A 16628-nucleotide genomic window follows, 5' to 3' on the forward strand; every position below is an offset into this window, starting at 1 on the left:
ACCCACGGTACCGGTGCACAGGGGGCGCACGGAGTCATGGGGTCCGGGAAGCGGACGGTCCCACGCGCCGTCGAACGACACCCTCGGGCGTTCGTAAAGCGGACCTCGACTCCGCATAGTGCACTTGTCCTGCTCAAGTCAAGGTCTGTATTTTCTTCTAAACCTCTAGTCAAATGACGTCACTTGATACACGCGTTGAACGTGCGCGCACGGAACTCTCCATCAAATGGGAACCCCCTGTCCGTGTGCGCGGCGCGGGGGAGGAACTCAAGTGACCAGCAGACCCTGGACGTTCAGAGCCGCCGCCATAGGTGTGGCGCTCGCGACGGCCTCCGCCACCTACGCGACCTTCGCGGTCGCCGAGGCGAGCACCCAGGCCCCGTCGGCAGCCGCGAACCGGCATGACCCGGCCCCGGTGAAGCAGAAGGCCCACGACCTCGACGGCCCGCTGAGCAAGACGCAGCGCGCCCAGCGTCAGGAGGCCCTGAACCAGCTCATAGCGGGCAAGGCGAAGGCCAAGGACCGCAACGGCTCGAAGGTCGTCCAGCTCAAGAGCAAGAAGGGCGACAGCAAGTACGTCGAGCTGAGCCGGGAGAAGACCGACAAGATCTTCACCATCCTGGTGCAGTTCGGCGACCAGACGGACCCCAAGTACGGCGGCACGGCCGGTCCGCTGCACAACGCGATCGCCAAGCCGGACCGCAAGAAGGACAACTCGACGGCCTGGCAGCAGGACTACAACCAGAAGCACTTCCAGGACCTCTACTTCGGCACCGGCTCGAAGTCGGAGTCGCTGAAGAAGTACTACGAGAAGCAGTCCTCGGGCCGCTACTCGGTCGACGGCGAGGTCTCGGACTGGGTCAAGGTCCCCTACAACGAGGCCCGTTACGGCAACAACGCCTGCGGCCAGACCAACTGCTCCAGCGTGTGGAACGTCGTCCGCGACGGCCTCACCGCCTGGGTCGCCGACCAGAAGAAGGCCGGCAAGTCCGACGCCGACATCAGGGCGGACCTGGCCAAGTACGACCAGTGGGACCGCTACGACCACGACGGCGACGGCAACTTCAACGAGCCCGACGGCTACGTCGACCACTTCCAGCTCGTGCACGCCGGTGAGGACGAGTCCGCGGGCGGCGGCGCCCAGGGCACGGACGCCATCTGGGCGCACCGCTGGTACGCCTTCGGCACCGACGCCGGCGCCACCGGCCCCAGCGACAACAAGCTCGGTGGCACGCAGGTCGGCGACACCGGTGTCTGGGTCGGCGACTACACCATCCAGCCGGAGAACGGTGGCCTCGGTGTCTTCGCCCACGAGTACGGCCACGACCTCGGTCTGCCGGACGAGTACGACACCGCCGGCGGCGACAACTCCACCGGCTTCTGGACGCTGATGTCCTCCGGTTCCTGGCTGGGCACCGGCAAGGAGTCCATCGGCGACATGCCGGGCGACATGAACGCCTGGGACAAGCTGCAGCTGGGCTGGCTGAACTACGACACCGCCAAGGCGGGCGTCAAGTCCTGGCACAAGCTGGGCGTCGCCGAGTACAACACCAAGTACCGCCAGGCGCTGGTCGTCTCGCTGCCGAACAAGGCCGTGAAGACCGAGATCGTCACCCCGGCCGAGGGCGCCACCCAGTGGTGGAGCGGCAGCGGCGACGACCTCAAGAACACGCTGACCCGCTCCGTGGACCTCACGGGCAAGACGTCGGCCGCCCTCACGCTCGACGGCTGGTACGACATCGAGTCCGAGTACGACTACCTCTACACCGAGGTGTCGACCGACGGTGGCTCCAACTGGACCGCCATCGACGGCACGGTGGACGGCCAGGCCATCCCGCGTGACGCCTCCGGCAAGCCTGCCCTGACCGGCTCGGTCGACAGCTACAAGAAGCTGTCGTACTCGCTGGACGCCTACGCCGGCCAGAAGGTGCAGCTGCGCTTCCGCTACCAGACCGACGGCGGCGTGGCCCTGAAGGGCTTCACGGCCGACGAGATCACGGTGACCGCCGACGGCACGCCGGTGTTCTCCGACAACGCCGAGTCCGCGGACGCCGCTTGGACCGCCAACGGCTTCTCCCGTGTCGGCGCGTCCTTCACCAAGGACTACAAGCAGTACTACCTCGCCGAGAACCGCCAGTACGTGTCGTACGACAAGACCCTCAAGGTCGGCCCGTACAACTTCGGCTTCTCGTCGCGCCCGGACTGGGTGGAGCACTACCCGTACCAGAACGGCCTGCTGATCTGGAAGTGGGACACCTCCCAGGCGGACAACAACACCAATGTCAACGGCCACCCGGGCACCGGTCTGATCCTGCCCGTGGACGCGCACTACAAGGCGCTCAAGTGGTCCGACGGCACGCTGCTGCGCAACCGGATCCAGGCCTACGACTCGCCGTTCGGCCTGGACGCCACGGACGGCATCACGCTGCACAAGGCGGACAAGGCGCTCAAGATCAAGTCGCAGAAGGGTGTGCCGGTCTTCAACGACCACACCAGCACCTACTACGACGCGTCGAACCCGACCGGTGGTGTCAAGATCACTGACACCAACACCAAGATCAAGATCGTCAAGCAGGGCCACGGTGGCTCGACGATCGAGCTCGAGGTCGGCCCGGCGGTGAAGTAGCGGATATATCCGCAGGTCAGAAGCGTATCGGCGGTGACCCCCTGGCGGGTCGCCGCCGATCGTGTTTAGGTGCGTCCTGTGGCTCGCTTATTGACACCGACCGAAACGGGGATGTGACCGCATGGCCGCAGGAGGCTTCAGCAAACTACCGAACGGCACGGTGGTGGTGGCACTCAACCTGCCCAGCCCCAGCCCGGCCGGCGGCTCCGCCGGGGTACGCGTCCTGGTGCACGCCCAGAACCGCGCACGAGCCCTGACCAGGCTCCGCAACCTGGGCCTGCGCGCGATCTACCTGCGGGGCAACGCCGCCCCGCCGACCCCGGACGAGATCACGGCGGTGCTGCACCATCCCGACGGCCTGATATGGCGCACGGCACCGGACAACGGTGTCACGGTGACCGAGCTGTGGCATCCCATCCGCGCCCTGCTGCGCGGACCGGCCGTGGCCCAGCGCGGCTGAGCACCCCGGACGGACAGCGGACGGGCGGAGCGACCTGGGGCCTGTCGTCCGGATCGAGCCCGGCCTGATCCGGACGGAAGACCCTAGCCGCCGACCATCGGCTTGCCGGTGAGCTCCACCCCGGCCTCGCGCAGCTCCTCCAGGGCCCGCTCCGTCGTCTCCGGGGCGACGCCCGCGGTCAGGTCCAGGAGGATCTGCGTGCGGAAACCCTCCCGGGCCGCGTCCAGCGCGGTGGCCCGTACGCAGTGGTCGGTGGCTATGCCGACCACGTCCACCTCGTCGATGTGCCGGGCGCGCAGCCACTCGGCCAGCGGGACGCCGTTCTCGTCGGCGCCCTCGAAGCCGCTGTAGGCCGCCGAGTACGCGCCCTTGTCGAACACCGCGTCCACCGCCCCGGAGGCGACGGCCGGTGCGAAGTTCGGGTGGAAGCCGACCCCCTCGGTGCCCGCGACGCAGTGCGCGGGCCAGGAGTGGACGAAGTCGGGGTCGTCGGCGAAGTGACCGCCGGGCGCGATGTGGTGGTCGCGGGTGGCCACCACATGGCGGTACCCGGTGCCCCCCGCCTGCCCGATCAGCTCGGTGACGGCGGCGGCCACGTCGGCGCCGCCGGCCACCGCCAGGCTGCCTCCCTCGCAGAAGTCGTTCTGCACGTCTACGACGATCAAGGCGCGGCGCATGGTGGGTGTCCTTCGACTGTCCGGTTGAGTGATCGAGCCTGGAGACTTCGCGGTCCCCGCGGGAGGGGGTCGACGGGCGGGGGAGCGGGGGCCGTCCTGCTTTAGCTACCCGAGAGACCCTGCGCGTACTCCGTCGGGAGGACGGGCTCGCCCCGGGAGAGCTGCGTCGCGGACAGCGGCAGGGCGGCGCGCGCCGCGATGTGCCGGTCGCGGGGCACGTCCAGCGGCTCGCGCGCGACGACCTCGCCGTCCTCGATCAGCCGCACCAGAAGCTGTTGTCCGGCCAGCTCGTCGGGGACCGGCCCGGTGCCCAGGACCTCGGCCTCCGCGATGCCGTCCCGGTCCAGCCGGCGCGCCGCCCACTTGCGGCCGCCGACGGAGACCTTGCCTCCGGTGGACTTCTTCGCCACCGGCACCATCGGCGCCGCCGGGTCGGCGGAATCGGCCCGCGCGACCAGCTTGTAGACCATCGAGCAGGTCGGGTGACCGGAGCCGGTCACCAGCTGGGTGCCGACGCCGTACGCGTCCACGGGCGCCGCCGCGAGCGAGGCGATGGCGTACTCGTCCAGGTCGGAGGTCACGACGATCTTCGTGTCGGTCGCGCCCAGCTCGTCTAGCTGCTGCCGCACCCGGTGCGCGACCAGCAGCAGGTCCCCGGAGTCGATGCGCACCGCGCCCAGCTCGGGACCGGCCACCTCCACCGCCGTACGGACGGCCTCGGCGACGTCGTAGGTGTCCACCAGGAGCGTGGTGCCCCGGCCGAGGGACTCCACCTGGGCCTGGAAGGCGTCCCGCTCCCGGTCGTGCAGCAGGGTGAAGGCGTGCGCGGAGGTGCCGACGGTCGGGATGCCGTACCGGAAACCGGCCGCGAGGTCGGAGGTGGTCGCGAAGCCGCCGACGTACGCGGCCCGGGAGGCGGCCACGGCGGCCAGCTCGTGGGTGCGGCGGGCGCCCATCTCGATCAGCGGCCGGCCGGCGGCGGCGGAGGCCATCCGGGACGCGGCGGCCGCGATCGCCGAGTCGTGGTTGAGGATGGACAGGATCACGGTCTCCAGCAGCACGCACTCGGCGAAGGAGCCCTCGACCCGCAGGATCGGCGAGCCCGGGAAGTACACCTCGCCCTCCGGGTAGCCCCAGACGTCACCGCTGAAGCGGTAGCCGGCGAGCCACTTCAGGGTCTCCTCGTCGACGATCGCGCGTTCCCGCAGGAAGGCGAGGACGCCCTCGTCGAAGCGGAAGTTCTCGACCGCGTCCAGCACCCGCCCGGTGCCCGCCACCACGCCGTAACGGCGCCCGTGGGGCAGCCGCCGGGTGAAGACCTCGAACACGCTGCGCCGCTCGGCCGTACCGCCCTTCAGGGCGGCCTGCAGCATCGTCAGCTCGTACTGGTCCGTGAAGAGCGCCGTCGAGGGAACGTCCACCGGCAGCCCAATGTCCGCCACGTCCACCACTACCTCCGTCAGCTCGTGACTGCCCGGCTACCCCAGGCCCGGCCGGGGGTCCGGGGATCGGCCCCGGTGTGTGCAGCATGACGATGATGCTACCCCCATTTCGTCAGTGTGACGAATACTGTCGCACGTGGCAGCATGGGCTGTGTGACGTCACCCGCGCCCGTAGAGATCGAACGCACCGAGTCGGCGGAGGAGGTCTTCGCCGTACCCGAGCCCGACGTCCCCTGGGTCACGATCGTGCACAACGACCCGGTCAACCTCATGAGCTATGTGACCTACGTCTTCCAGACCTACTTCGGCTACCCGAAGGACAAGGCCAACAAGCTCATGCTCGATGTCCACCACAAGGGCCGGGCGGTCGTCTCCAGCGGTACCCGCGAGGAGATGGAACGCGACGTGCAGGCGATGCACGGCTACGGACTGTGGGCCACCCTCCAGCAGGACCGGAAGTAGCGATCCCCTCCATGCCCGGAACCTTCGAACCGATTCCCGGTGGCGGCGCGGCCGTCGCACTCGACGACGTCGAGATCTCCATCATCCGGTCGCTGGCCGTGCAGCTCCTGGAGCTCATCGGACCCGGCCCCGCCGAGGACGCCGCCGCCGACCCGCTGGCCGAGCTGTTCGCCGACGGACCGAGCGAGCCGCCCGCCGACCCGGTCCTCAGACGGCTCTTCCCCGACGCCTACAGCGACCCCGAGCGGGCACCCGCCTCGCCGGCCGAGGCGGACGAGCGGCAGGCGCACTCCGCCGAGTTCCGCCGCTACACCGAGAACGACCTGCGCGCCGGCAAGCGGGAGAACGCGCTCGCGGTGATCCGCACCCTGGACGCGCTGAACGCGTCGGACGCGGGCGGGGCGGTCCTCAAGCTGTCCCCGGAGGAGTCGCGCTGGTGGCTCGGCGTCCTCAACGACCTCCGCCTGGCCATCGGCGCCCGGCTGGAGATCGCCGACGAGGACGACACCGAGCTGCTCTACCGGCTGCCGGACGACGACCCGCGCAAGCCGATGGTGATGGCCTATCTGTGGCTGGGCGGGCTCCAGGAAACTCTCGTGACGACCTTGATGCCCTGATCATCCCGATTTGGTGTTCGCTCAAAGGACACTCAAATCCGGATAACGATCGCGTCACCACTGCGGCCGGTTTTCACGCGTTCGAGCGTTCTTTGTCCGCTTCTCCCTGTGTGGTGCGTCACAACCGCCCCCTGCGCTCAATATTGCGGCCGTGATAAATCTTCACGACCGCCCGGCCGACACCACCCATGTCCGGCCGGGTGCGCCACCGAGCCGGCAACCGCCGGCCAGGCACGGGCGGGCTCCCGAAGCCCCGCCCAGCTCCATCAATCCGGGGGGATCGAAACCCGATCCGAGGCCGACGAAAGGCCTGGGTCGGCATGGAGAAAGGCGCACCACACATGGCCTCCGAGAGGGTCACAGAAACCCCCGAAGAGGGGTACGAGCGCGGGCTCGGCAGCCGTCAGGTCCAGATGATCGCCATTGGCGGCGCCATCGGCGTCGGCCTGTTCCTGGGAGCCGGGGCGAACATCGCCAAGGCCGGTCCCAGCCTCATCCTCATGTACGCCCTCGCCGGCGTGATCATCTTCTTCATCATGCGGGCCCTGGGCGAACTGCTGCTCTACCGCCCCGTCTCCGGCTCCTTCGCCGAGTACTCCCGCGAGTTCCTCGGCCCGTTCTTCGGCTACTTCACCGGCTGGACGTACTGGCTGATGTGGGTGGTCACCGGCATGGCCGAGCTGACGGCCGCCGCCATCTACGTCAACTACTGGTTCCCGGGCGTCCCGCAGTGGGTCACGGCCCTGGTCTTCCTCGTGGTCCTGTTCGTGGCCAACCTGATCTCGGTCAAGCTGTTCGGCGAGATCGAGTTCTGGTTCTCCATGGTCAAGGTCACCGCCCTGATCGGCATGATCGTGATCGGCCTTGGCGTGCTCACCTTCGGCTTCAGCGCCGCCGGTGACACCGCGCACGTGGCGAACCTCTGGCAGTTCGACGGCTTCTTCCCGAAGGGCGTCGGCTCCTCGCTGATGACCCTGCAGGGCGTGATGTTCGCCTACCTCGCCGTCGAGCTGGTCGGCGTCACCGCGGGCGAGTCCGAGAACCCGGAGAAGACCCTCCCGAAGGCGATCAACACCCTGCCGTGGCGCATCGCCCTGTTCTACGTCGGTGCCCTCACCGTCATCCTGTGCGTGGTCAAGTGGACCGAGTTCGCCGAGGGCGTCAGTCCCTTCGTGAAGGCGTTCGCGGTCATCGGCATCCCGGCCGGCGCCGGCATCGTCAACTTCGTGGTCCTCACCGCGGCCCTGTCCTCCTGCAACTCGGGCATGTACTCCACCGGCCGCATGCTGCGCACCCTGGCCGACAACGGCGAGGCCCCGCGCGCCTTCGCGAAGCTGTCGGCCACCAAGACCCCCGCGCTCGGCATCACCGTCTCGATGCTGTTCATGGGCATCGGCGTGGTCCTGAACTACGTGGTCCCGGAGAAGGCCTTCGGCTACGTCACCTCCGTCGCCACCGCGGCCGGCATCTGGACCTGGCTGATGATCCTGGTCAGCCACGTCCTCTACCGCCGCGCGGTCGACGCGGGCCGGCTGCCCGCCTCCTCCTTCCCGGCGCCGGGCGGCGCGGTGTGCTCGTACATCGCCATCGTGTTCCTGCTCTTCGTCACCGGCCTGATCGCGTACGACGCCGACTCCCGCGTCTGCCTGTACGTGATGGCGGGCTGGGCGGTCGCGCTCGGCATCGGCTGGATGGTCATGAAGTCCCGCGCCCCGCAGATCACGGACCGCGACGAGCAGGCGTTCGAGAAGGTCGGCTGACCACCGCGGAAAAACCTTCCCCCAGGACGTCCGGCCGCCGGCCACCGCTCAGGACGTCCAGCATGTGGGCCGCCCCGTACCACACCTCGGTACGGGGCGGCCCCTCCGCTTATCCTGACCCCCATGCTGACCATCACCCAGGCCCTGTACGACCAGATCGTCGCCCACGCGCGCGAGGACCACCCCGACGAGGCGTGCGGCGTCGTCGCGGGCCCGGTGGATGCCGGCCGCCCCGAGCGTTTCATCCCGATGCTGAACGCGGCCCGCTCGCCCACCTTCTACGAGTTCGACTCCCAGGACCTGCTCAAGCTCTACCGCGAGATGGACGACCGCGACGAGGAGCCGGTGATCATCTACCACTCCCATACCGCGACCGAGGCCTACCCCTCCCGCACCGACATCGGCTACGCCAACGAACCCGGCGCCCACTACGTCCTCGTCTCCACCGCCGACACCGACGGCCTCGGCGAGTTCCAGTTCCGCTCCTTCCGCATCCTCGACGGCGAGGTCACGGAGGAGGAGGTCAAGGTCGTGCAGGCGTACTGACGGGCGTGCCGGCAGGCACCGGCAGGCGCACCGGCAGGCCGCTGATCTCGGAGGTCTCAGCCAGTGGCTGACGACCATCCGAAGTGTGGGACGACACTCCGAGTGCGGGGGCGGGAATCGATACGATGACCTCATGGTTATCCGAGACGTGAGCGACAAGACGCCGGGCATGCTGCTCGTGGCGCGGCTGCACGTCGACCTGTGCAGGCTGGCCAGCGCCATCTGTTGAGGCAACCCCCTGCCGCCGTCCGGCCGTGAGCCGACGGCGCCCCACCCCGCGTACACGAGACGCCCGCGCTGTCGCGCCCACCGACCTGACTCATTCCGACAGGAGCCCTGACGCCATGGCCATCGAGGTCCGCATCCCGACCATCCTCCGCACGTACACCGACGGCCAGAAGGCCGTGGAGGGCACCGGGGACACCCTCACCGAGCTCTTCGCCGACATCGAGTCCCGGCACCCGGGCATCCAGGCCCGCATCGTGGACGGCGAGCAGCTTCGCCGGTTCGTGAACGTCTACCTGAACGACGAGGACGTGCGCTTCCTCGACGGCATCTCCACCAAGCTGGCCGACGGCGACAGCGTGACGATCCTGCCGGCCGTGGCAGGAGGTTCTGCCGCGGCGAAGCCGCGTCCGGCTGGGGTGGCGGCCGGGCGGCGGGCGGGAACGGCCTGATCCCCCATGCGCTACGACTCCCCGCTGGACGCGGTGGGCAACACCCCTCTGGTGCGCCTGCCGCGGCTCTCGCCGTCCGACGACGTCCGCATCTGGGCCAAGCTGGAGGACCGCAACCCGACCGGCTCGGTCAAGGACCGCCCGGCCCTGCACATGGTCGAGCAGGCGGAGAAGGACGGCCGGCTGACCCCGGGCTGCACCATCCTCGAGCCCACCTCCGGCAACACCGGCATCTCCCTCGCCATGGCCGCCAAGCTCAAGGGCTACCGCATGGTGTGCGTGATGCCGGAGAACACCTCGCAGGAGCGCCGTGACCTGCTCGGCATGTGGGGCGCCGAGATCATCTCCTCCCCGGCCGCGGGCGGCTCCAACACCGCCGTGCGCGTCGCCAAGGAACTCTCCGCCGAGCACCCCGACTGGGTGATGCTCTACCAGTACGGCAACCCGGACAACGCGGGCGCCCACTACGCCACGACCGGCCCGGAGATCCTCGCCGACCTGCCCTCCGTCACCCACTTCGTCGCGGGCCTCGGCACCACCGGCACCCTCATGGGCGTCGGCCGCTACCTGCGCGAGCACAAGCCGGACGTGAAGATCGTCGCCGCCGAACCGCGCTACGACGACCTGGTGTACGGCCTGCGCAACCTCGACGAGGGCTTCGTCCCCGAGCTGTACGACGCCTCCGTCCTCACCACCCGCTTCTCGGTCGGCTCCGCCGACGCGGTCACCCGCACCCGTGAACTCCTGCAGCAGGAGGGCATCTTCGCGGGCGTCTCCACCGGCGCCGCCCTGCACGCGGCGATCGGCGTCGGCAGGAAGGCCGTCAAGGCCGGCGAGAGCGCCGACATCGTCTTCGTCGTGGCCGACGGCGGCTGGAAGTACCTCTCCACCGGCGTCTACACCGCCGCCACCACCGAAGAGGCCATCGAGACCCTGCACGGCCAGCTCTGGGCCTAGGGCCTGTCGTCGAATTCCCGTCTGCCCCGCGACGCCTGGCACGTGCTCTCGCCGCACCGGGCGAAAGCCCGAGTACGTCCAGTACGAGGACTTCCGCCCGGCACGCCGAGAGCACGCACCAGACGCCGCAGGGCCGCCCTTCGGGCGACGACGGGAATTTGACGACAGGCCCCAGGGACCTCTCCGCCTTGCGTGCCTTGCGGGGAATTCCGCCCTCCGTATGCGGGATCCGTCCGCGCCGGTGGTACGTCACATCCGTACCAGCGGCCGGACGGCCGGCCACGGACGAAAGGCGGACCCCATGCGTCGAACGACGACCCTCGCCCTCGCGGCAGCCGCGCTGCTCCTCGCGGGCTGCGGCTCGCAGAGCGGCGGGGACGGCGGGGACGACACCGGGGGCGGCAGCGGCAAGGTGTCACCGTCGGCGAGCGGCTCACCGTCCTCCGGCGCGTGCGTCTCCCACGCCGAGCTGACCGCCGCCGACGACGGACACACCGTCTGCCTGACCAAGGGCGGCGAGCTGCGGCTCACCCTCGACGGCACCAAGGACCGCCCCTGGAAGCCGGTCGCGGCGAGCGGCACCGCCCTGGAGGCGATCAACTCGGGCTTCGTCATCCAGCCGGGCGACGCCACCGCCGCCTACCGTGCGGTGGCCGCCGGCACCACCAGGCTGACGTCCTCCCGGCCGATGTGCCCCGAGCCCACCGCCTCCGGCCAGGTCTCCTGCAAGGGCATCCAGGAGTGGACGGTCACGGTGACGGTCCGCCAGTAGCCGCTCAGCCCGCGAGGTGCCGCACCTGGTCCCACAGGACCGGGTCGACCACGCCCACCCGGCGCCGGAAGTCTCCCACCGGCACCTCCCGCAGTTCGTCGGTCTGCAGGAAGCTGGGCCGCCCGTGCGCGTCGCCGACCGCGCCGGGCGGCAGCGGGATCACCCCGGCACGCTCGTCGTGGTACTTGCTGGTGATCTTCGCGACCGTGGCCCGGTTGCCGCGCACGGCCAGCACCAGGCAGGGGCGGTCCTTGGCCTCCGCCCGGTCCTCGTAGGGCACGTTCGCCCACCAGATGTCCCCGGGATGCGGGCGCGTCAGGGCCCGGTCCCGGGCCCCGGGGCGTCCGGGCGGCCGCAGCCTGCGCCCGCCGGGCCGCCGGCCCCGCCCCCAGCCGTCGACGAGCGTGGCGACCAGCGCGAGCAGTACCACCGCCACGAGCGCCAGCCACCAGGACGTGTCCATGGGGACGACGTTACCGGCGCGCGCCCGGCATTGCGCGCCCTCCTCTGTTCTTGTGCGCTCCTGGTCCAGCCGAACCGGTGACAGCACAGGTGAGTTCGCCCACAACGGCCCCTGGCGGAGGAGCGACCCGCCCTTTTGCGCCTTACGCTCGACGGACCGCACGACCCCCCTTTGCCATGCCCCGGCCCGTTGTGCCGGCTCCCCGCCCGCCGCCTTTCTGCCAACGGAGGTTTCTGCTTCATGAAGCTCACCGTCGTCGGCTGCTCGGGGTCGTTCCCATCCGCGGAATCGGCCTGCTCGAGCTACCTCGTCGAGGCCGACGGCTTCCGGCTGCTTCTCGACATGGGCAACGGCGCCCTCGGCGAGCTGCAGCGCCACTGCGGTCTCTACGACCTCGACGCGATCTTCCTGAGCCATCTGCACGTCGACCACTGCATCGACATGTGCGCCTACTTCGTCGCGCGCTACTACCGCTTCGACGGCGGCCGTTGCGCCCCGATACCGGTCTACGGACCCGAGGGCACCGAGCACCGCCTGACCACGGCCTACGCCGACACCCCCTCCGCCTCCTCCATGAGCGAGGTCTTCGACTTCCACACGGTCAAGCCGTCCACGTTCGAGATCGGCCCGTTCACCGTGCACACCGAGCGGGTGCGGCACCCCGTGGAGGCGTACGGGATCCGGATCGAGCACGGCGGGAAGGTGCTGACGTACTCCGGCGACACGGGCGTCACCGGGACGCTGGACGAGCTGGCCCGGGACGCGGACCTGTTCCTGTGCGAGGCCGCGTTCACGTACGGCAAGGAAGACATCCCGAACCTGCACCTCAACGGCCGTGAGGCCGGCGAGACGGCGGCCCGCGCGAACGCCCGCCACCTGGTCCTCACCCACATCCCGCCCTGGACCGACCCCCAGCTCAACGCGGCCCACGCCCGCGAGGCCTTCACCGGCCGGGTGGACCTGGCGGCGCCGGGGACGACGTACGAGATCTGACGCCGCGCTACACACGAAGAGGCCCCCGGAGCCGAGCGACTCCGGGGGCCTTCGTCATGCCGGGGAGGCTACTTGGCCTCCGCCTTCTGCAGCTCCGCCAGTTCCTCGTCGGACTCACGGCCCGGCGTCGGCAGGTTGAACTTGATGATCGCGAAGCGGAAGACCACGTAGTAGACGACCGCGAAGCACAGGCCGACCAGGACCAGCCCCCAGGGGTTGGTCGCGATGCCCAGGTTCAGGCCGAAGTCGACCACGCCCGCCGAGAACCCGAACCCGTCCTTCATGCCCAGCGCCCAGGTCAGCGCCAGCGAGACGCCGGTGAGGACCGCGTGGATGGCGTACAGGACCGGCGCGATGAACATGAAGGTGAACTCGATCGGCTCGGTCACACCGGTCACGAACGAGGTCAGCGCGATCGAGAACATCATGCCGCCGACGACCTTGCGGCGCTCCGGACGGGCGCAGTGCACGATGGCCAGGCAGGCCGCCGGGAGGCCGAACATCATGATCGGGAAGAAGCCGGTCATGAACTGTCCGGCGGACGGGTCGCCGGCCAGGAATCGGGCGATGTCGCCGCTCTTGCCGTGGTAGTCGCCGGCCTGGAACCAGGGGAACGAGTTGAGCAGGTGGTGCATGCCGATCGGGATCAGCGCGCGGTTGGCCACACCGAAGATGCCGGCGCCGACCGCGCCCGATCCCACGAGCCACTCACCGAAGTTGTGCAGACCCGTGCCCAGGACCGGCCAGATGTAGCCGAACACGATGCCGAGGATCAGACCGGCGAAGGCCGACAGGATCGGGACCAGGCGCCGGCCACCGAAGAAGCCCGCCCAGTCGGGCAGCTTGGTGCGGTGGAAGCGCTGGTAGAGCAGGGCGACCACGATGCCCATCACCACACCGCCGAGGACCTTGGCGTCCACCGGCGCGTCCACCATGACGACCTTGCCGTCGACGGCGGTCGCCACCTTCGGCAGGTTCTTGTCGGTGAACGTGCCCAGTACGTTCTTGAAGACCAGGTAGCCGACGACCGCCGCGAGCGCCGTGGAGCCGTCCGACTTCTTGGCGAAGCCGATGGCGATGCCCACGGCGAACAGCAGCGCCATGTTGTCGAGGATCGCGTTCCCGCCGGCGGCCATGAAGCCCGCTATCTTCGTCAGGAACGTGGGGTACGACGGGCGTCCCAGCATGTCGGTGTTGCCGAGGCGCACCAGGAGGGCGGCGGCCGGCAGGACCGCCACCGGCAGCATGAGGCTGCGGCCGATGCGCTGCAGCACAGCCATCGCGCCGGCGCCCTTCTTCTTCTCAACCGCGGGAGCGGCGCTGGCCGTGGTCACAACTTCCTCCATGTGGGCATGGCGCCGCCCGTGCGTGGGGGAGGGAGGACGGCGGCGTCTCTGGTCTACACCACTCAGTGGTGTAGACCTGTTGTAGCACGATGAAGGCGGTGTAAGGAACCCGCGATTCCCGTTACCGTCGCGCTACTCGCCGTGCCCCTCGAAGGCGTCTATGCCTTGGTGACGTCCTCCACCTCCTCCGCCGGCTCCCGCCCCGGTGTCCTCAGGTCGAACCTGGTGATCGCGAAGCGGAAGACCACGTAGTAGACCGCCGCGAAGCACAACCCGATCGGGATGATGAGCCACGGCTTCGTCGCCAGGTGCCAGTTGATGACGTAGTCGATCAGGCCGGCCGAGAAGGCGAAGCCGTCGTGCACGCCGAGCGCCCACGTCACCGCCATCGAGACCCCCGTCAGCACCGCGTGGATCGCGTACAGCGCGGGCGCGATGAAGAGGAAGGAGTACTCGATCGGCTCGGTGATGCCCGTCACGAACGACGTCAGCGCCACCGACAGCATCAGCCCGCCGACCTCCTTGCGCCGCTCCGGCCGCGCGCAGTGCGTGATGGCCAGCGCGGCCGCCGGCAGCGCGAACATCATGATCGGGAAGAACCCCGAGGTGAACTGCCCCGCGTTCGGATCGCCCGACAGGAACATGTTGATGTCGCCGTGCACCACCGTGCCGTCCGGTTTGGTGTAGCTGCCGAACTGGAACCACAGGGGCACGTTCAGGAACTGGTGCAGCCCGATCACCAGCAGCGCCCGGTTGGCGACGCCGAACAGCCCCGCGCCCCACGGCCCGGCCTCGCGCAGCCAGTGGCCGAAGCTCTCCAGGCCGCTGCCGATCGGCGGCCAGACCCACAGGCACAGGCCCGCGAAGACGATGGCGACGAACGACATGATGATCGGCACCAGCCGGCGGCCGTTGAAGAAGCCCAGCCAGTCCACCAGCCGGGTGCGGTGGAAGCGGGCCCACAAGAAGGCGGTCAGCAGGCCCATCACGATGCCGCCGAAGACGCCCGGGTTCTGGAAGGTGAAGGCCGTCACCGACCCGTCCGTGACCTGGCAGCCGATGTGCTCGATCGCCTTCGAGCCGGCCGGGCAGTCCTCCGGGAACTCGTGCAGCACGCCGTAGTAGACGAGGAAGCCCGCCACCGCCGCGAGCGCCGTGGAGCCGTCGGCCTTCTTGGCCATGCCGATCGCCACGCCCACGCAGAACAGCAGCGGCAGCCCCAGCGAGCCGTCGAGCAGCGCGCCGCCCGCGCCCAGCATCACCTTGGCGACCGCGGTCCAGCCGAGGCCCCCCTCGCCGACCACGCCCGGCTGGGCCAGCCCGATCAGGATGCCCGCGGCCGGCAGCACCGCGATCGGCAGTTGCAGACTGCGGCCCATCTTCTGCAGGCCCTGGTACAGCCGGTGCAGCCGGACGCGCGCGGGGCCGGCCGTGCTGTCGGCGCTGTCGGCGCTCATCGTCGTCCTCCCTGAACCCCTCGACCCGAACCCCGGCCCGGCGGCCGAACCCCTCGGCGCGCAAGCCGGTTTGGCTACTGTCCCGCCGGTGGTGTAGACCAGTCGCCGGACGGTTCCGCTGTGGTGATCGCCATCATTGGGCACGTACCGCACGGCCGCTCGCGAAGATGGGCCAACTGTGGGTTACTGCGACAAAGCGGTTCGGATCAGGGAGAAGCAACATGGCCAGCAAGGCTGAGAAGATCGTCGCCGGCCTCGGCGGCATCGAGAACATCGAGGAGATCGAGGGCTGCATCACCCGGCTCCGCACCGAGGTCACCGACCCCTCGCTCGTCGACGACACCGCCCTGAAGGCCGCCGGCGCCCACGGCGTCGTCAAGATGGGCACCGCCATCCAGGTCGTCATCGGCACCGACGCCGACCCGATCGCCGCGGAGATCGAAGACATGATGTGAGCCTCCCGGTTCACCTGGAAGGGGCACTTCCCGACGCGGGAGGGGCCCCTTCCGCGCGTACGGATAGGCTCGTCCGCATGTCTCGAATCGACGGCCGCACCCCTGAACAGCTCCGCCCGGTCACCATCGAACGCGGCTGGAGCAAGCACGCCGAGGGCTCCGTCCTCGTCTCCTTCGGCGACACCAAGGTCTTCTGCACCGCCTCGGTCACCGAAGGAGTCCCGCGCTGGCGCAAGGGCAGCGGCGAGGGCTGGGTCACCGCGGAGTACGCCATGCTGCCCCGCGCCACCAACACCCGCGGCGACCGCGAGTCCGTCAAGGGCAGGATCGGCGGCCGCACCCACGAGATCTCCCGGCTCATCGGCCGCTCCCTGCGCGCCGTCATCGACTACAAGGCGCTCGGCGAGAACACCATCGTCCTCGACTGCGACGTCCTCCAGGCCGACGGCGGCACCCGCACCGCCGCCATCACCGGCGCCTACGTCGCCCTGGCCGACGCCGTCGCCTGGGCCCAGGGCCGCAAGCTGATCAAGGCCGGCCGGCAGCCGCTCACCGGAACCGTCAGCGCCGTCTCCGTCGGCATCGTCGGCGGGGTGCCCCTCCTCGACCTCCGCTACGAGGAGGACGTGCGCGCCGAGACCGACATGAACGTCGTCTGCACCGGCGACGGCCGCTTCGTCGAGGTCCAGGGCACCGCCGAGGCCGAGCCCTTCGCCCGCGAGGAACTCAACGCCCTGCTCGACCTCGCCGTGGCCGGCTGCGACCAGCTCGCGGTGGCCCAGCGGGCGGCCCTGGCGGCCACCCTCGCACAGTAAAGGGACCGCCAAAAAAGCCGGTCCGCGGGGGCAACCCCCGCATCCTTCCCGACGTCCGTATGGGTACGGGCGCGCGGCCCACCGCCGTGCGCCCGGCCAGCCG

The 16628-nt window shown here is 69.7% G+C and carries 18 protein-coding genes; 13 read left to right on the top strand and 5 right to left on the bottom strand.

The genetic code is table 11. The features are described from left to right. Positions 1–271: 271 nt before the first annotated feature. Entirely contained in the window at positions 272–2626 is a 2355-nt protein-coding gene (locus tag ACFVVO_RS15245; RefSeq protein WP_390055066.1) for an immune inhibitor A domain-containing protein, read from the top strand. Between the two features lie 121 nt (positions 2627–2747). After that, the gene (locus tag ACFVVO_RS15250; protein ID WP_390055067.1) at positions 2748–3086 is read left to right on the top strand and encodes a hypothetical protein; all 339 of its coding nucleotides are present in this window, start codon (positions 2748–2750) and stop codon (positions 3084–3086) included. Positions 3087–3169: 83 nt separating this feature from the next. On the opposite strand, the gene ACFVVO_RS15255 is transcribed toward ACFVVO_RS15250, so the two are convergent. Next, entirely contained in the window at positions 3170–3763 is a 594-nt protein-coding gene (locus tag ACFVVO_RS15255) for an isochorismatase family protein (RefSeq protein WP_390055069.1), read from the bottom strand. Positions 3764–3864: 101 nt separating this feature from the next. After that, entirely contained in the window at positions 3865–5211 is a 1347-nt protein-coding gene (locus ACFVVO_RS15260) for a nicotinate phosphoribosyltransferase (RefSeq protein WP_390055070.1), read from the bottom strand. A gap of 138 nt (positions 5212–5349) precedes the next feature. On the opposite strand from ACFVVO_RS15260, the gene clpS reads away from it, so the two are divergent. The 8 genes from clpS to ACFVVO_RS15300 all read left to right on the top strand — a co-directional run bounded on the left by clpS (position 5350) and on the right by ACFVVO_RS15300 (position 10996). Further along, entirely contained in the window at positions 5350–5667 is a 318-nt protein-coding gene (gene clpS / locus ACFVVO_RS15265) for an ATP-dependent Clp protease adapter ClpS (RefSeq protein ID WP_390055072.1), read from the top strand. Positions 5668–5678: 11 nt separating this feature from the next. After that, a complete protein-coding gene (locus ACFVVO_RS15270; protein WP_390055074.1) occupies positions 5679–6284 on the top strand; it encodes a DUF2017 domain-containing protein in 606 nt (201 codons plus the stop codon). Positions 6285–6625: 341 nt separating this feature from the next. Continuing rightward, on the top strand, positions 6626–8044 hold the full coding sequence (locus ACFVVO_RS15275) for an amino acid permease (protein WP_390055075.1): 1419 nt from the start codon (positions 6626–6628) through the stop codon (positions 8042–8044). A 123-nt stretch (positions 8045–8167) separates the two neighbouring features. Beyond that, positions 8168–8590, top strand: coding sequence for a Mov34/MPN/PAD-1 family protein (locus ACFVVO_RS15280; protein ID WP_390055076.1), 423 nt, complete (start codon positions 8168–8170; stop codon positions 8588–8590). 133 nt (positions 8591–8723) lie between these two features. Next, complete coding sequence (locus ACFVVO_RS15285) at positions 8724–8819, top strand: putative leader peptide (protein ID WP_351665262.1); 96 nt, start codon at positions 8724–8726, stop codon at positions 8817–8819. 115 nt (positions 8820–8934) lie between these two features. Continuing rightward, complete coding sequence (locus ACFVVO_RS15290; RefSeq protein ID WP_390055078.1) at positions 8935–9267, top strand: MoaD/ThiS family protein; 333 nt, start codon at positions 8935–8937, stop codon at positions 9265–9267. Positions 9268–9273: 6 nt separating this feature from the next. Next, positions 9274–10224, top strand: a complete 951-nt coding sequence (locus ACFVVO_RS15295) for a PLP-dependent cysteine synthase family protein (protein WP_390055080.1) — start codon at positions 9274–9276, stop codon at positions 10222–10224. A 301-nt stretch (positions 10225–10525) separates the two neighbouring features. After that, positions 10526–10996, top strand: coding sequence for a hypothetical protein (locus tag ACFVVO_RS15300; RefSeq protein ID WP_390055082.1), 471 nt, complete (start codon positions 10526–10528; stop codon positions 10994–10996). A gap of 4 nt (positions 10997–11000) precedes the next feature. Here ACFVVO_RS15300 and ACFVVO_RS15305 read toward each other — a convergent pair whose 3' ends face one another. Then, positions 11001–11459: a type II toxin-antitoxin system PemK/MazF family toxin gene (locus ACFVVO_RS15305; RefSeq protein WP_390055083.1), complete on the bottom strand. Its 459-nt coding sequence runs from the start codon at positions 11457–11459 to the stop codon at positions 11001–11003. 240 nt (positions 11460–11699) lie between these two features. Here ACFVVO_RS15305 and ACFVVO_RS15310 point away from each other — a divergent pair, with 240 nt between their 5' ends. After that, positions 11700–12452, top strand: coding sequence for an MBL fold metallo-hydrolase (locus tag ACFVVO_RS15310; protein ID WP_390055085.1), 753 nt, complete (start codon positions 11700–11702; stop codon positions 12450–12452). Positions 12453–12520: 68 nt separating this feature from the next. Here ACFVVO_RS15310 and ACFVVO_RS15315 read toward each other — a convergent pair whose 3' ends face one another. Both ACFVVO_RS15315 and ACFVVO_RS15320 read right to left on the bottom strand, forming a co-directional pair. Further along, positions 12521–13786: a PTS transporter subunit EIIC gene (locus tag ACFVVO_RS15315; RefSeq protein WP_390055086.1), complete on the bottom strand. Its 1266-nt coding sequence runs from the start codon at positions 13784–13786 to the stop codon at positions 12521–12523. A gap of 170 nt (positions 13787–13956) precedes the next feature. Continuing rightward, positions 13957–15255 carry a PTS transporter subunit EIIC gene (locus tag ACFVVO_RS15320; protein WP_390055087.1) on the bottom strand — a complete coding sequence of 433 codons (1299 nt, stop codon included), beginning with the start codon at positions 15253–15255 and terminating at the stop codon, positions 13957–13959. 221 nt (positions 15256–15476) lie between these two features. Between ACFVVO_RS15320 and ACFVVO_RS15325 the strand changes: the two genes are divergently transcribed. Together ACFVVO_RS15325 and rph are read left to right on the top strand one after the other, a co-directional pair. Then, entirely contained in the window at positions 15477–15710 is a 234-nt protein-coding gene (locus ACFVVO_RS15325; RefSeq protein ID WP_390055088.1) for a glucose PTS transporter subunit EIIB, read from the top strand. A gap of 77 nt (positions 15711–15787) precedes the next feature. Then, positions 15788–16525: a ribonuclease PH gene (gene rph, locus ACFVVO_RS15330; RefSeq protein ID WP_390055089.1), complete on the top strand. Its 738-nt coding sequence runs from the start codon at positions 15788–15790 to the stop codon at positions 16523–16525. Positions 16526–16628: the final 103 nt, after the last annotated feature.

It is taken from the genome of Streptomyces sp. NPDC058145, assembly GCF_042884245.1.
Taxonomy (GTDB): Bacteria; Actinomycetota; Actinomycetes; order Streptomycetales; family Streptomycetaceae; genus Streptomyces.

Bases quoted from the DNA above. Each gene is read 5' to 3' on its own strand.
- ACFVVO_RS15250 (WP_390055067.1), top strand. From the start codon at position 2,748: ATGGCCGCAGGAGGCTTCAGCAAACTACCGAACGGCACGGTGGTGGTG.
- ACFVVO_RS15255 (WP_390055069.1), bottom strand. From the start codon at position 3,763: ATGCGCCGCGCCTTGATCGTCGTAGACGTGCAGAACGACTTCTGCGAG.
- clpS (WP_390055072.1), top strand. From the start codon at position 5,350: ATGGGCTGTGTGACGTCACCCGCGCCCGTAGAGATCGAACGCACCGAG.
- ACFVVO_RS15270 (WP_390055074.1), top strand. From the start codon at position 5,679: ATGCCCGGAACCTTCGAACCGATTCCCGGTGGCGGCGCGGCCGTCGCA.
- ACFVVO_RS15275 (WP_390055075.1), top strand. From the start codon at position 6,626: ATGGCCTCCGAGAGGGTCACAGAAACCCCCGAAGAGGGGTACGAGCGC.
- ACFVVO_RS15280 (WP_390055076.1), top strand. From the start codon at position 8,168: ATGCTGACCATCACCCAGGCCCTGTACGACCAGATCGTCGCCCACGCG.
- ACFVVO_RS15285 (WP_351665262.1), top strand. From the start codon at position 8,724: ATGGTTATCCGAGACGTGAGCGACAAGACGCCGGGCATGCTGCTCGTG.
- ACFVVO_RS15290 (WP_390055078.1), top strand. From the start codon at position 8,935: ATGGCCATCGAGGTCCGCATCCCGACCATCCTCCGCACGTACACCGAC.
- ACFVVO_RS15295 (WP_390055080.1), top strand. From the start codon at position 9,274: ATGCGCTACGACTCCCCGCTGGACGCGGTGGGCAACACCCCTCTGGTG.
- ACFVVO_RS15300 (WP_390055082.1), top strand. From the start codon at position 10,526: ATGCGTCGAACGACGACCCTCGCCCTCGCGGCAGCCGCGCTGCTCCTC.
- ACFVVO_RS15305 (WP_390055083.1), bottom strand. From the start codon at position 11,459: ATGGACACGTCCTGGTGGCTGGCGCTCGTGGCGGTGGTACTGCTCGCG.
- ACFVVO_RS15310 (WP_390055085.1), top strand. From the start codon at position 11,700: ATGAAGCTCACCGTCGTCGGCTGCTCGGGGTCGTTCCCATCCGCGGAA.
- ACFVVO_RS15320 (WP_390055087.1), bottom strand. From the start codon at position 15,255: ATGAGCGCCGACAGCGCCGACAGCACGGCCGGCCCCGCGCGCGTCCGG.
- ACFVVO_RS15325 (WP_390055088.1), top strand. From the start codon at position 15,477: ATGGCCAGCAAGGCTGAGAAGATCGTCGCCGGCCTCGGCGGCATCGAG.
- rph (WP_390055089.1), top strand. From the start codon at position 15,788: ATGTCTCGAATCGACGGCCGCACCCCTGAACAGCTCCGCCCGGTCACC.